This window comes from Amycolatopsis sp. NPDC059021 (assembly GCF_042739895.1).
In the GTDB taxonomy this organism is placed as follows: domain Bacteria; phylum Actinomycetota; class Actinomycetes; order Mycobacteriales; family Pseudonocardiaceae; genus Amycolatopsis.
Genome location: NZ_JBHYIQ010000050.1, coordinates 16,923 through 31,806, shown reverse-complemented (window position 1 = coordinate 31,806; position 14,884 = coordinate 16,923). Strand labels below are relative to the sequence as shown.

Sequence of the window (14,884 nt, the reverse complement as noted above, 5' to 3'; positions counted from 1 at the left end):
CCCGACCACCCCCGGCGCGTGGCCTATCTGCACCCCCCCCCCCGCTCTTGAGGTGACGGGCACTTCCCCCGCGCCTGTGGCGACTAACCCCCCCTTCAGCTCATCCTGTGAGACGAAAGTCCCCTTCAGCCCGCTCGCGGGTCACTTCCGGTCACCGGTATAGACCACCGCCGCGGCGACGGCGTCGACCCCGGCGATCACCTCGGCGAGCCGCCCCGGCATCGCGCGGTGGGTGTCCGTCATCCAGGCGCGGGTCCGCGCGCGGGGCCATTCCGGTTCGCAGAGGTCGTCGACGCCGGCCGTCCAGGCGAGCAGGGCGAGGCAGGCCGAGTGCGGATCCGGCAGATCGGCGCCGAACACCGCCGAGCGGACCTTGGTGCGGGCCGCGGTGGACAGGAGCAGGTCGACCGGCGGGTAGCGGACCGCCCGCCGCACCGGGAGCCGGCCGGGTTCGGCCGTGACGAGCCCGGCGGCCACGAGGTTCCGCGCGGCGAGCGCGGGCAGACCGGTCCGCAGATGGTCGATCCAGTCCCGGACGCTGTGCGTGTCGTGTTCACCGAGTATTTCGGAGAGAACCGCATCGGCGGTGGGCGATTCCGTCGGCCAGTGCGTGAGAACGTGCACTTTCCGGTGTTCGACGGTGATCCGGTCGGTGAAGAGCAGCTCGCACAGTGCCGCGCCGGCGAGGCCGGTACCCAGCATGGCGCGGGTGAGCACGGGCTTGCCGGTGAACTCGTCGTGACAGAGAAAGAAGAGGGAATCGACGAGTGACAGCCGACGCATGAATGAAACGCTCCCGGGTGATTTTCGTGGGCGAATGCCAGCACCATGGCGGGAGGCATTCTGCCGGGACCCGGCTACGCGCGTGTCCGAATTCGGAGAGTTACCCCGATCGGCCGTACCGTCGCCGTGTGCCGTGGCCCTAGTCTGTGGAGCGTTGTCAAGATCAAGAATTCCGGCGGCAGGCCGGTAATCCGTTTCCAGTGCCGGGGAATCATTGATGGGTACGCAGACGCCGGGGCGGAGGCCGCGCGGCCTCGGAAATCGGCGGCTCGGTGCCGCCCAGATCGTGTTTTTCGTGGTCGCGGCGGCCGGACCGCTCTACGCGATCGCCGGCGGTGTTTCGACGACCTACGCGGTCACCGGCAGCATCGGGGTGCCGCTCTCGTTCGCCGTGCTGGCGCCGATTCTGGCCCTGTTCGCGGTGGGGTACGCCGCGATGAGCCGGTACATCACCAACGCCGGGGCGTTCTATCCGTACGTGGCGAACGGGATCGGCAAATCGAGTGGCACCGCGATCGCTTTTGTCACATTGATCGCCTACAACGCGATCCAGATCAGTATCTACGGTTTGTTCGGCTGGTCGGTCTCGAACTGGCTCTCGACGATGTTCGGAGCGACTCTCCCGTGGTGGTTGCCGGCACTCGTGATGGCGGTGATCGTCGGGATACTCGGCGTGCTTCGCGTCGATATCAACGCGAAGGTGCTCGGCGTCGCGCTGTGTCTCGAAGTGGCGGTCATCGCGGTCATCGATATCGTGTTGTACACCCATCCGGCGGACGGACACGCGTCGTTCGCTTCGCTCGATCCCGCCCATCTGTTCACCGCCGGCGTCGGCGCGGTGTTCGCGTTCTCGGTCGCGGTGTTCACCGGTTTCGAGGGCGCGGCGACCTACGGCGAGGAATGCCGCGACCCGAGCCGTACCGTCGGCCGCGCCACCTACGTCGCGATCTGGCTGACCGCGGTGCTGTACTTCGCGTCGTCGCTCGCGATGTCGGTGGCGGCGGGCCCGGACGGCGTCGTACCGGGAAGCAGGGCGAACGGGCCCGCGCTGCTGTTCGGCCTGAGCGCCCGGCACGTCGGCGCGATCTTCTCCGACACCGCGTACATCCTCTTCATGACGAGCCAGTGCGCGGCGCTGCTGAGCTTCCACAACGCCGTGGCGCGGTACTTCTTCGCGCTGGGCAGGGAGGGGCTGCTGCCCGAGCCGCTGAGCCGGACGGCCCGGCGCACCGGCGCGCCGATCGTCGGTTCACTGGTGCAGACGGTGCTCGCGCTCGTCGTGGTCGCGGCGTTCGCGCTCGCCGCCGGTGACCCGATCACCCAGCTGTTCGCCTGGCTCGGGGTGACCGCGTCGACGGGCGTGGTGATCATCATGGTCGCGGTTTCGCTGGCGGTCATCGGCTTCTTCCGCAGGCGGGCGGGCGAAGAGACGGCGTGGCGGCGCTGGATCGCCCCCGGCCTCGCGGCGCTGGCGCTGGCCGCGATCCTGGTGCTGATCCTGGTGAACTTCGATCTGCTGCTGGGCGCGGCGGGCACGACGGCGCTGCGCTGGGCGCTGCCGGGGCTGCTCCTGGCGGCGGGCCTGGCCGGGTTCGGCAGGGCCGAGGTGCTGCGCTTCCGCCGTCCCGAGGTCTACGCGCGGATCGGGGGAGCGGTGCAGGACGACGAGCACCGCGCCGTCGGCGAGCCGGCGGCGGGCTTGAGGGAGAGCCGATGAGCGCACCGGGCCCGCGTGCCGCCGAACCGTCCGAAATGGACGTTCTCGTGCAGGTGCTGACGGCGGCTTTTCACGACGATCCGGTCGACAGGTGGATATTCCCGGACGCCGGGCGACGGCGCGAAGCGCATCCGGTGTTCTTCTCGGTGCTCCTCGAGGCCGCGTTCGACGGCGGCAGGGTCGACGTCAGCGACGACCTCACCGCGCTCGTGTTGTGGCTCCCCGGCGGCGACGAGGCCCTGCTGGACGGCTTCGCCGCGCTGAAAGCGTCCGAGCAGGACCGGCTGGAGGTCGTCTTCGAACTGCTGGGGGAGCGCGCCCCCGCACGGCCCGGCTACTGGCAGGCCCAGTTCGCGGCGGTGCGCCCGGACCGGCAGCGCGAGGGGCTCGGTGGCAGGCTCTTCCGGTACGGGCTCGACCGTTACGACGCCGCGGGGGCGCCCACCTACCTGGTGTCCAGTTCGGCCGGTAGCGCACGGCTTTACCGCCGTCTCGGATATCGCGACCTCGGCGAGGCGTTCCGGCTTCCCGGCGGCTCGGCGATGCGGCCGATGTGGCGCGACCCCTGCTGATGTCCACTGTGGACTCGCGGAGCTGACCTTAAAGGAATGGTAAAGTAGGTCGCGATGATCGTGACCCGTGCCGCCGCGCCACGGCACCGGTCCATCCTGCTCCTGCTGATCGCGGCCTTCTTCCTCTTCGCGGACGCCACTCCCGAACTGCCCGGCGGGCCGGGTGACCTGACGGCCAAGGCGGCCGTCGTCCAGCAGACGGTGCCGCAGCACGTTGTGGCACATCCGATCCCGCCGGTCGACGTGCCACGGGAGACGACGGTCAGTGCTGCCCGCCAAGGCTTCGGCGAAGTTCTCCCTCAGCACACTCCCGTCATCGTCCGGCGTCCCGCGCACGCCGCCGAAGCACGCGCCCCTCCCGCGGCCTAGTACGCGTCTTCATCCCGTACTCAGCCGTACTCGGAGGTTTCCATGAGTTCCGGTCATGCCCTGCTGGCCGTCGGCGGCGCGTTCCTCGCCGCCGGAGTGCTCGCGAGAGCCGGCGCCCGCATCGGGCTGCCCACCATCCCCCTGTTCATGCTGGCCGGCATCCTGCTCGGCCCGCACACCCCCGGACTGTCCCTTGTGGACGACCCGGGTGAGCTGGCCGTGCTGTCCGGGCTCGGCCTCGTCTTCCTGTTGTTCTACCTCGGCCTCGAATTCTCCCTCGACGACCTGGCGAAAGGCGGCCGGAAGCTCGTCGGCGCCGGGCTCGGGTACCTCGCGCTCAACATCGGCGGCGGGCTCGCCTTCGGCTTCGCGCTCGGCTGGGGCACGCGTGAGGCGCTCGTGATCGCCGGTGTCGTCGGCATCTCGTCGTCGGCGATCGTCACCAAGCTGCTGCTCGAAACCCGACGGATGGACAACCCCGAGTCCCGGCTGATCATGGGCGTCATCGTGATCGAGGACCTGTTCCTCGCGCTGTACCTCGCGATCCTCCAGCCGGTGCTCAACGGTGCCGAGGGCTTCGGCCCGGCGCTGCTCGACTTCGCGAAGGCGTTCGGCTTCCTGCTCGTGCTGGCCGCGCTCGCGCGCTGGGGCGGACGGATCGTGTCGCGGTTCTTCGGGTCCGCCGACGACGAACTGCTCACCGTGTGCTTCGTCGGCGTCGCGGTGCTGGGTGCCGCTGTCGCCGACGAGGTCGGGGTCTCCGACGCCATCGGCGCGTTCATGGTCGGCGTGATGCTCGCGGGGTCGAAGGTCGCTCCGCGCGTCCACAAACTCGTGCTGCCGCTGCGGGACGCCTTCGGGGCGCTGTTCTTCTTCATCTTCGGGCTCAGCATCGACCCCGGCGAGGTCGGCACGGTGGTCGTCCCGGTGCTGCTCGCCGTGGCGCTGACCATCGTGCTCAACCTGGCGGCGGGCGCGGTCGCCGCGCGGCTGCACTCGTTCGACCGGGAGGCCGCGGTCACCATCGCGCTCACCGTGCTCACCCGCGGTGAGTTCTCGCTGGTGCTGGCCGCGCTCGCGACGTCGGCGGGGCTCGATTCGCGGATCGCGCCGTTCGTTGCCGGTTACGTGTTGTTGCTGGCTGTGATCGGACCGCTCGCCGTCACCCGATCGGCGCGGCTCAGCTGGCTGCTACCGGCGGGTACAGTGCGGGCCGGATGACGAGGAGACCCAGGTGAGCGAACGGTTCGGCGGCTACCAGAACGAGATCTACCTGCAAGGACTCGGCGGCACGTACCCGCCGTGCTCGACCGACGCCACGAAGCTGGAGGCCTCGGCACAGCAGGTCCTCGGGGCCGGCCCGTTCTCTTACGTGGCGGGCGCCGCGGGGTCGGGTGCGACGGCACGCGCCAACCGCGAGGCGTTCGACCGCTGGCGCCTGGTGCCGCGGATGCTCACCGGCGCGACCGACCGGGATCTGTCGACCACCCTGTTCGGTACGTCGCTGCCCGCGCCGGTGCTGGTCGCCCCGGTCGGCGTCCAGTCGATCGTGCACGCCGAGGCCGAATCGGCCAGCGCCCGCGCGGCGGCGTCGGTCGGACTGCCGTACATCCTTTCGACGGCGTCTTCGACCAGCATCGAGGACGTCGCTGCGGCCAACGGCGACGGGCAGCGCTGGTTCCAGCTGTACTGGCCTGCCGACTCCGACGTCTGCGCGAGCATCCTCGCGCGGGCGAAGCGGGCCGGGTTCAGCACGCTCGTGGTGACGCTCGACACGTGGACGCTCGCCTGGCGGCCCGGCGACCTCGACCAGGCATATCTGCCGTTCCTGCACGGCGACGGCCTCGCGATCCCGTTCAGCGACCCGGTGTTCCGCTCGCATCTGGAGAAGACGCCGGAGGAGGACATGCCCATGGCCGTGCTGCGGTGGATCGGGATGGTGACCGGCACCGACCACACCTGGGACCAGCTGCCGTTTCTGCGTGAGCACTGGGACGGCCCGATCGTCCTCAAAGGAATCCAGCACGTCGGCGACGCGCGCCGCGCGGTGGAGGCGGGGATGGACGGCATCGTCGTGTCCAACCACGGCGGCCGCCAGGTCGACGGCGCGATCGCCTCGCTGGACGCGCTGCCCGGCATCGTGGCGGCGGTGGGCGACCGGACCGAGGTGCTGTTCGACTCGGGCGTCCGCACCGGCGCCGACGTCGTGAAGGCGCTGGCGCTCGGTGCGAAGGCGGTGCTGCTCGGGCGGCCGTGGGTGTACGGGCTGGCCCACGCCGGCGAGTCCGGTGTCCGGCACGTGCTGCGGAGCCTGCTGGCCGACCTGGACCTGACGATGGGGCTGTCCGGCCACCGCACGCTCGCCGACCTCGGCCCGGATTCCCTCGTCCACGTCTGACCCGGCGGCTCGCCGTGAAGGACTCCTTCACGGCGTTGGGCGCTGGGCCGAGGTCGCGTGCGGCATATTGGGAGGCTGTCTTCGTCACGCACGGCTATCCTTAGCCCAAGTATGTCCACACCATCCCCCCTCGAAGCGCAGCGTGTGCGGCTGCCGGAGTTGATGCTGCGTGACGAGCATCGGCTGCGGCGGCGGCTCGACGGTGCCCGCCGCGCCCGCGACAAGCAGGCCGTCGCGGCGCAGATCGCCGCCGACATCGACGTCGCCGAGCTGCGCGTGCAGACGCGGCGCGAGAGCGTCCCCAAGGTCGAGTACCCGGCGGAGCTGCCGGTCAGCAAGCTGAAGGACGAGATCGCCGACGCGATCCGCGAGCACCAGGTCGTGATCGTCGCGGGGGAGACGGGGTCGGGCAAGACCACGCAGCTGCCCAAGATCTGTCTCGAACTCGGCCGCGGCATCCGCGGCCAGATCGGGCACACGCAGCCCCGGCGGCTGGCCGCGCGCACGGTCGCGGACCGGATCGCGAGCGAGCTGAAGACCGAACTCGGCGAGGCCGTCGGCTACAAGGTCCGGTTCACCGACCATTCCGGACAGGACACACTCGTCAAGCTGATGACCGACGGCATCCTGCTGGCGGAGATCCAGACCGACCGGATGCTGCGCCAGTACGACACGCTGATCATCGACGAGGCGCACGAGCGCAGCCTCAACATCGACTTCATCCTCGGCTATCTCAAGCAGCTGCTGCCGCGTCGCCCGGACCTCAAGGTGATCATCACCTCGGCGACGATCGATCCGGAGCGGTTCTCGAAACACTTCGACGAGGCCCCGATCGTCGAGGTCTCCGGCCGCACGTATCCCGTCGAGGTCCGGTATCGCCCGATCGTCGACCCGGACGATCCCACCGCCGATCCGGACCGCGACCAGACGCAGGCGATCTGCGACGCGGTCGACGAACTGTCCGCCGAAGGCCCCGGCGATATCCTCGTGTTCCTCTCCGGCGAGCGCGAGATCCGTGACACCGCGGACGCGCTGAACAAACAAGATCTCCGCAACACCGAAGTCCTGCCGCTCTACGCGCGACTGTCCTCTTCGGACCAGTACCGGGTCTTCCAGCGGCACACCGGCCGCCGGATCGTGCTCGCCACCAACGTCGCCGAGACGTCGCTGACGGTGCCGGGCATCAAGTACGTCATCGACCCTGGCACCGCGCGGATCTCGCGCTACAGCCACCGCACCAAGGTCCAGCGGCTGCCGATCGAGCCGGTGTCGCAGGCTTCGGCGAACCAGCGCAAGGGCCGGTGCGGCCGGACCTCGGACGGCGTCTGCATCCGGCTGTACTCCGAGGACGACTTCGACGCGCGGCCGGAGTTCACCGATCCGGAGATCCTGCGCACCAACCTCGCGTCGGTCATCCTGCAGATGACGTCGCTGGGGCTCGGGGACATCGCGGCGTTCCCGTTCGTGGAGCCGCCGGACCGGCGCCAGGTTTCCGACGGCGTCCAGCTGCTGCAGGAGCTCGGCGCGTTCGACGCTTCGGAGAAGGACGAGGGCAGGCGGCTCACCGAGATCGGACGCAAGCTCGCGCAGCTGCCGGTCGACCCGCGGATGGCGCGGATGGTGCTGGAGGCCTCGCGCAACGGCTGTGTCCGCGAGGTCATGATCATCGCCGCCGCACTGTCCATTCAGGACCCGCGGGAGCGGCCCGCCGAGAAACAGCAGGCGGCCGACGCCCAGCACGCGCGGTTCGCCGATCCGACGTCGGACTTCCTGGCCTACCTGAAGCTGTGGGAGTACGTCACCGATCAGCAGAAGGCCTTGTCCAGCAACCAGTTCCGCAAGCTGTGCCGTAACGAGTACCTGAACTACCTCCGGGTGCGGGAATGGCAGGACATCTTCAGCCAGCTGCGTCAGCTCGCGAAACCGCTCGGTATCACGCTGAACACGGAGCCGGCGGATCCGCAGCGGATTCACACGTCGCTGATCGCCGGGCTGCTCTCGCACATCGGGCTCAAGGATCCCGCGAAGGGTGACTACCTCGGTGCCCGGGGCGCGCGGTTCGCGGTGTTCCCCGGTTCGGCGCTGTTCAAGAAGCAGCCGCGCTGGGTGATGTCGGCGGAACTGGTGGAGACGTCCCGGCTGTGGGGCCGGGTCAACGGGCGGATCGAGCCGGAATGGGTCGAACCGCTGGCCGGGCACGTCGTCAAGCGGAATTACTCCGAGCCGCACTGGGAGCGCAAACAGGGCGCGGTCATGGCGGTGGAGAAGGTGACGCTGTACGGCGTCCCGCTGGTGACCGACCGGCGCGTCAACTACGGCAAGATCGATCCCGAGCTGTGCAGGGAGCTGTTCATCCGGCACGCGCTGGTCGAGGGCGACTGGCAGACCAACCACAAGTTCTTCGCCGAGAACCGGGCGCTGCTCGACGAGGTCGAGGACCTGGAAAACCGCGCTCGCCGCCGGGACATCCTCGTCGACGACGAGACGTTGTTCGAGTTCTACGACGAGCGGCTGCCCGCGGACATCGTCTCGGTGCGGCATTTCGACAGCTGGTGGAAGAAGGCGCGCCGCGAGCAGCCGGATCTGCTCAGCTTCGAAAAGGCGATGCTGATCAACGATTCCGCGGGCGGAGTGCGGGAGGCCGACTACCCCGATTCGTGGACCCAGGGCACGCACGCGTTCGCGCTGACCTACCAGTTCGAGCCGGGTTCCGACGCCGACGGCGTCACCGTCCACATTCCGCTCGCGGTGCTGAACCAGGTCACCGCGGACGGGTTCGACTGGCAGGTGCCGGGCCTGCGCGAGGAACTGGTGACCCAGCTGATCAAGGCGTTGCCCAAACAGTTGCGGCGCAACTTCGTGCCCGCGCCGGATCACGCGAAGCTCGTGCTCTCCAGCGTCGGGCCCGCCGACGGGCCGCTGCTCGACGTCGTGTCCGAGGAACTCGAGCGGCTGCGCGGGGTTTCCGTGCGGCCGGAGGACTTTCAGCTCTCGTCGGTGCCCGACCATCTGCGGATGACGTTCCGGGTGCTCGACGACCGGCGCCGGAAGGTCGCCGAGGGCAAGGATATCGAAGAGCTGAAGCGCCGCCTTTCGGGCAAGGTGCGAGCGACGATCTCGAAGGCCGCGCCCAGCATCGAGCGTTCGGGCCTGACCTCGCCCGCGTTCGGGGAACTGCCGAAGGTGTTCGCGAGCAAGCAGCGCGGCCACGACGTGCGGGCGTATCCGGCGCTGGTCGACGAGGGTTCGTCGGTCGCCGTGCGGCTGCTCGACACACCGGGCCAGCAGGAGCACGCGATGTGGGCGGGCACGCGGCGGATGCTGCGGCTGAGCCTGAACTCGCCGATGAAGTTCATCACCCGGAACCTGAGCAACTCCGCGAAGCTCGTGCTCAACCGGAATCCGCACGGCAGCGTCGCCGGGCTGCTGGAAGACTGTGTCGACTGCGCGGTCGACAAGCTGATGGCCGACGCCGGCGGGCCGGTGTGGGACGAGGCCGGGTTCGCGGCGCTGCTGGAGAAGGTCCGGGCCGGGCTGAACCCGGGCGTGCTGGCCGTGCTCACCGAGGTCGAACGCATCCTGCGCGCGGCGAACGACGTCGAGACCGTGCTCCCCGACGCCCGCGGCCCGGCGGAATCGCTCGCCGACATCCGCGCGCAGCTGGCCGGTTTGGTGTACCCGGGTTTCGTGACGGCCACCGGTCAGGACCGGCTGCCTCATCTGGTGCGTTACCTGCGGGGAATCGAGCGACGGCTGGACAAGCTGCCGACCGACCCGACGCGGGATCTGCAGCGCACCGCCGACGTCGCGTGGATCACCCGCGAGTACGAGGACGCGCTGGCCACGCTGCCGCCGGGCGAGTCGTCACCGGCCCTGCGCGAGGTGCGCTGGATGATCGAGGAACTCCGCGTGAGCTTCTTCGCCCAGACCCTCGGCACAGCCCACCCCGTCTCGCTCAAACGCATCACCCGAGCCATCGACGACGCGCTGGCCTGACCGCTCACGTCGTGTCGTCCATCCGCGTACGCGTGTCGTCCACCTGGGTACGCGTGGCGTCCGAACTCGAACGGCGAACTCGCGTACCTGGACGGACGACTCGCGTACCTGGACGGACGACTCGCGTACCTGGACGGACGACTCGGGGTTACTTGGCGTCGGCGTAGGTGTCGACGGGGGCGATGTGCAGGGGGAAGCGGACCGGGCAGGCCGGGCCGAAGAGGAGACGCGCGGCTTCGGTGACACTGTCCACAATGGACGCCGAGACCTGGTCGGCGAGTTCGGCGGGGGTGTGCACGATGACCTCGTCGTGCTGGAAGAACACGAGATGCGCGGGGGCGGGCAGGCGCCGGCGCAGGGTGGCCAGCAGGATGGCGGTCATGTCGGCGGCGCTGGCCTGTACGACGAAGTTGCGGGTGAAGCGGCCCCAGCCGCGGGAGGCCCGGCGCGCCTTGGTCTCCGCCGCCTCGTCCTCCGCGAGGCCGCCGGTCAGTGCCCGCCAGGCGGCGGACGGCGCCGGGGACGTCCGGCCCAGCCGCGAGCGGACGCGTTCGCCGCGTTCGCCCGCCTGCGCCGCACGCTCCACATAGGACACCGCGTCCGGGAAACGCTGACGCAGCAAGCCGAGCAGCGGGCCCGCCTCGCCGGACGTGCCGCCGTACATCGCCGAGAGCATCGCGATCTTCGCCCTGTCCCGGTCGCTCCGGTCGTCATGCGCCGGGGCGACGTAGCGGGCGCCGGAGAACAGCGCCTCGCCCAGCCGCGCGTACAGATCCGTCGCCGCCGAGACCTCGGCGAGCCGCCGGTCGCCGGACAACGCCGTCAGCACCCGGGGTTCGAGCTGGGCGGCGTCGGCCACCACGAGCTTCCAGCCCGGGTCCGCGCGGACGCAGGTGCGCAGCATCTTCGGGATCTGCAGCGCGCCGCCACCGCGGCTGGCCCAGCGCCCGGACACGACCCCGCCGACGACGTAGTGCGGGCGGAATCGCCCGTCGGTGACCCATTCGTCGAGCCACGCCCAGCCGTTGGCGGTATGCAGCCGGGACAGCTCCTTGTACTCCAGCAGCGGCTCGACGGCGGGATGGTCGATCTCGCGCAGTAGGTACTTCCGCGCCGACGGCACCTCGATCCCGGCCCTGGCCAGCGCGCGGACGACGGTGGCAGGCGAATCCGGGTTGACCGGGCGTCCGTCGAAGGCCGCGCTGATCCGCTCCGCGAGCTCGACCAGCCGTTTCGGCCGCTGACCCGCCGGGACACGGGCACCGAGCCGCTCGGCGAGCAACTCCCGGTGCAGGTCCGCGCGCCAGGGCAGCCCGTCCGCCGACATCTCGGCCGCCGCCAGCGCGCTCGCCGATTCCGCGGCCAGCAGCAGCCGCATCCGGTCCGGATGCTCGGTGGCGGCGATCCGGCGCTCCTGTTCGGCCAGCACCCGGCGGGCCGCGTCGAGCACCGTGACCCCGGCGGGCAGGCCCGGCCCGCGTGTCTCGAACAGCGTCGGCTGCGCCAGCTCGGCGAACGCCGGATCGTCGCCCTCGGGCACCTCCTCGCCGTTCGCCCTCGCGAGCGCCGCGCGCAGGCCCCGTGACTCGCTCTCCCGGCCCTCGTACGCCAGCAGCAGCCCCTCGGCCAGTGCCAGGTCGTGACAGCGCCGGACCCGCAGCCCGCCCTGGACCAGCACCGGGTAGAACTGCTCGGCCGAGGTGAACACCCAGCGCGGCTCGTGCTCGGCCTCCAGCCTCCGGGCGTGCGCGACCAGCGCCGCGTCGTCGAGCCCCGATCGGCTCCACGACGGCGCGTCCGGGACGTGGACCGCGTGGCTCCCGTCCTCCTCCTGACCGGCGAACACCTGCACGAAGACATTGTGCGGGTGACCACCGACAATTCCGGCCGCGATCACCGTCCGGCGCCACTCTGGTGCGGCGCGCTTCGTTGGTTTACTGTCGAGTAGCTCCCATACCGCCGGTACGGCCCCGCCGGTGTGGGTCCTCGACGCGGCAACGAAGCAGCAACGGAGGTACCCGGATGAAGTACCCGGCCAACGTGGCCGAGTTCGCCACCTCGGTGACGGGCAAGGTCGCCGAGACGGTGCGCAGCGTGGACGTGATGCGCCGTGCGGGCCTGGTCCCCTTCCCCCGGCTCGACGAGGGCCTGCGGTCGCTCATCGCGATCAACAAGTACGGCCCCTTCGCCGGCGCCAACCACATCTCCGCACGGCGGAACCCGTCCGCCGTCGGCATCGTCGACGAACTGGGACCGCTCACCTACAAACAGCTCGACGACCGGTCCAACGCGCTGACCAGGGCGTGGACGGAGCGCGGCCTCGGCACCGGGTCGGTGATCGCCGCGTTGTGCCGTGACCACCGCGGCCTGGTCGTCACGATGGCCGCCGTCGGCAAGCTCGGCGGGAAGCTGCTGCTGATGAACACCGGGTTCGCCAAGCCGCAGTTGACCGACGTCGCCGCGCGCGAAGGCGTCACCGCGCTGGTCTACGACCACGAGTTCACCGGGTTGCTCGACGCGATCCCGGACACCGTGGACCGCTATCTCGCGTGGGTCGATCCCGGTCAGGAACTCGCCGACCGGTCCGTCCCGGTGCTGGACGAGCTGATCGCGAGCACCGACGACCGGCCGGTGCCGACCCCGGCCAGGCCCGGCGGTTTCGTGCTGCTGACCAGCGGGACCACCGGGACGCCCAAGGGCGCGCCGCGGCCACACACCTCGGCACTGGCCTCCGCGCAGTTCCTCGACCGGATTCCGTTGCGTGCCAACGAAGCGACGTACATGGGCGCGCCGTTGTTCCACGGCACCGGGCTCTCGCAGTTCATCCTGTCCTCGGCGCTCGGCTCGAAGGTCGTGATGCGCCGGAAGTTCGATCCGGAGGAGGCGCTGCGCGGCGTCGCCGAGCACCGGTGCACCGCGCTGGTCCTGGTGCCGACCATGCTGCAGCGCATCGTGGACCTGCCGGCCGAGGTGCGGGAGAAGTACGACACTTCGTCGCTGCGCATCATCTTCGTCGCCGGGTCGGCGTTGTCGCCGGATCTCGGGAACCGGGCGAACGCGGCGTTCGGGCCGGTCGTGCACAACCTCTACGGCTCCACCGAGGTCGCGGTCGCCACGGTCGCCACGCCGGAGGACTGGGAGAAGGCGCCGGGCACCGTCGGCCGCGCCCCGGTGGGCTGCAAGGTCGCGCTGTACGACGAAAAGGGCGGCAAGATCACCGAGCCGAACGTGACCGGGCGGGTGTTCGTCGGCAGTGGACTCAGCTTCGGCGGATACACCGACGGGCGGCACAAGGAGATCATCGACGGGCTGCTTTCCAGCGGCGACGTCGGGCATTTCGACGAGGACGGCTTGTTGTTCATCGACGGCCGTGACGACGAGATGATCGTTTCGGGCGGTGAAAACGTCTACCCGATCGAGGTGGAGAACCTCCTCGTCGAACGGCCGGACGTGCTGGAGGCCGCGGTGATCGGCGTCGAGGACCCCGAGTTCGGGCAGCGGCTCAAGGCGTTCGTGGTGCGGACCGAGGACTCTTCACTGGACGTCGAAGGCGTCCGTGACTACGTGAAGGCGAATCTGGCCCGGTACAAGGTGCCGCGAGACGTCGAGTTCCTGGACGAACTGCCGCGCAACGCGACGGGCAAGGTCCTGCGCAACAAACTCCACTGACCCAGTAAGCGCCTTCGCCTCCCTCCACAGGGCGTGCCGTGAAGGACTCCTTACCGGCGCTCAGTGCCGGTAAGGAGTCCTTCACGGACCTTGGCCGCGGTCTCAGTCCCAGTCGATGCCGAAGATGCCGGGGCCGAAGTCGAGGGCGACGGCGTGTACCCCGTCGCCGCCGTCGAGCTTCAGCCGGCGCCGGGCGAGCGCGCCCTCGCCGCCTTCGCGTGAGTACTGCCAGCACCGCTCGGGCGCGGTGCCGGGCGCGAACCGCACCTCCAGCAGGTATTCCCGCACCGGGCGGCGGAACTCGCGGTAGTAGGTGTTCTGGCACTCCGGGTACGGCGGTCCGGCGTTGATCAGGGAGTACTCGATGAGGTGGGTTTCGCCGCGGTCGATGGGACGGTCGAAGATCAGTTCGGCGACGGTGAGCCCGTGGGCGTCGTCGACCTCGGCGCGCCCGACCCGGCAGTTGCGGACCGCGTGCAGCGCGGGCGGCCCGGCTTCGGGGTTGCCCTGTGCGTAGACGAGCAGCCAGCGGTCCTGGCCGTCGGCGCCAGCCTGGAACACCGCGCGGGCGGTGACGGCGCGTTGCCCGCCGTCCTCGGCGATCTCGCACTGGTCGTGCAGGCCGACGAGTTTCAACTGGTGCTGGCGATCGAGAGCGTGGGGCGCGCCGACGCGTTCGAGCAGTGGTTGAAGCGTTTCCCTGGTGAACGTCAGCGGTTCGGCGCCGCTCGTCTGGCGCCGGGCACCGCCGCGCGGGCGGGGCGGCGGCAGCAGGCCGAGCAGCGACCCCGCGGGCACGCCGAGGATGTCCTCCAGTACCCGCACGGCCGACAGCGAGCCCTGCCGCTCGGGCTGGCGTTTGCCGGATTGCCAGTAGCTCAGTGCCGTGACGCTGACCGTGGCGCCGCGGGCCCGCAGCCGGGCCTGGATACGGTCGAGGCTCAGGCCGCTCGCGGCGATCGCGTTGCGCAGCGCGATCGCGAACGCCGTGCGCTCGCCTTCGTGGTCACCCTGGCCCGCCGTGCTTCCCGCCATTGTTGTGACCCGCCCCATGTGTGCCGTCCCCGGTACTACGACTGCGAGCACGTTAGCAGTACGCGGTGACATGGCCACACCTTGTGAGCAGCCCACATCCCGCGGCGGCCGACCGGTATTGGGTCGAACGGACTAGTACTGGCAACTGGGAATCGTTGCCCCGGCCCCGGCACGCACGTTTGTATGACTCAGCGGCCCGGAGCCCGCGCGCCTTCCCAGGTTACCGGGTCGTACAGGTCAGGACCGTGCAAACGGATCCGGCTCCGGCCGCCGACCGTGTCCGATCACCGGGTGCGGCAGGCCGTTCGAGGACCGGTGGCCCCGCGAGCGCCCCACCGCGCGGCC

10 protein-coding genes are annotated in these 14,884 nt (G+C 70.2%); 7 read left to right on the top strand and 3 right to left on the bottom strand.

What is annotated here, in order from left to right; genetic code table 11:
* Positions 1-141 precede the first annotated feature (141 nt).
* The gene (locus ACFWX1_RS27030; protein ID WP_378391874.1) at positions 142-783 is read right to left on the bottom strand and encodes a GPP34 family phosphoprotein; all 642 of its coding nucleotides are present in this window, start codon (positions 781-783) and stop codon (positions 142-144) included.
* A 217-nt stretch (positions 784-1,000) separates the two neighbouring features.
* Here ACFWX1_RS27030 and ACFWX1_RS27025 point away from each other — a divergent pair, with 217 nt between their 5' ends.
* The 6 genes from ACFWX1_RS27025 to hrpA all read left to right on the top strand — a co-directional run bounded on the left by ACFWX1_RS27025 (position 1,001) and on the right by hrpA (position 9,835).
* On the top strand, positions 1,001-2,500 hold the full coding sequence (locus tag ACFWX1_RS27025) for an APC family permease (protein WP_378391872.1): 1,500 nt from the start codon (positions 1,001-1,003) through the stop codon (positions 2,498-2,500).
* A complete protein-coding gene (locus ACFWX1_RS27020) occupies positions 2,497-3,072 on the top strand; it encodes a GNAT family N-acetyltransferase (protein WP_378391870.1) in 576 nt (191 codons plus the stop codon). The genes ACFWX1_RS27025 and ACFWX1_RS27020 overlap by 4 nt, the downstream gene beginning before the upstream one ends.
* A 54-nt stretch (positions 3,073-3,126) precedes the next feature.
* A complete protein-coding gene (locus tag ACFWX1_RS27015; RefSeq protein WP_378391868.1) occupies positions 3,127-3,441 on the top strand; it encodes a hypothetical protein in 315 nt (104 codons plus the stop codon).
* A gap of 42 nt (positions 3,442-3,483) precedes the next feature.
* Positions 3,484-4,662, top strand: a complete 1,179-nt coding sequence (locus ACFWX1_RS27010) for a cation:proton antiporter (protein WP_378391866.1) — start codon at positions 3,484-3,486, stop codon at positions 4,660-4,662.
* 13 nt (positions 4,663-4,675) lie between these two features.
* Positions 4,676-5,839, top strand: a complete 1,164-nt coding sequence (locus ACFWX1_RS27005; protein WP_378391865.1) for a lactate 2-monooxygenase — start codon at positions 4,676-4,678, stop codon at positions 5,837-5,839.
* 111 nt (positions 5,840-5,950) lie between these two features.
* The gene (gene hrpA, locus ACFWX1_RS27000) at positions 5,951-9,835 is read left to right on the top strand and encodes an ATP-dependent RNA helicase HrpA (RefSeq protein ID WP_378391863.1); all 3,885 of its coding nucleotides are present in this window, start codon (positions 5,951-5,953) and stop codon (positions 9,833-9,835) included.
* Between the two features lie 148 nt (positions 9,836-9,983).
* Here the strand turns inward: hrpA and ACFWX1_RS26995 are convergent, their stop codons facing one another.
* A complete protein-coding gene (locus ACFWX1_RS26995) occupies positions 9,984-11,687 on the bottom strand; it encodes a bifunctional 3'-5' exonuclease/DNA polymerase (protein ID WP_378391861.1) in 1,704 nt (567 codons plus the stop codon).
* Between the two features lie 170 nt (positions 11,688-11,857).
* Between ACFWX1_RS26995 and ACFWX1_RS26990 the strand changes: the two genes are divergently transcribed.
* Positions 11,858-13,504 carry an acyl-CoA synthetase gene (locus ACFWX1_RS26990; protein WP_378391859.1) on the top strand — a complete coding sequence of 549 codons (1,647 nt, stop codon included), beginning with the start codon at positions 11,858-11,860 and terminating at the stop codon, positions 13,502-13,504.
* A gap of 102 nt (positions 13,505-13,606) precedes the next feature.
* Here the strand turns inward: ACFWX1_RS26990 and ACFWX1_RS26985 are convergent, their stop codons facing one another.
* Entirely contained in the window at positions 13,607-14,539 is a 933-nt protein-coding gene (locus tag ACFWX1_RS26985; protein ID WP_378391858.1) for a hypothetical protein, read from the bottom strand.
* Between the last annotated feature and the right edge of the window lie 345 nt (positions 14,540-14,884).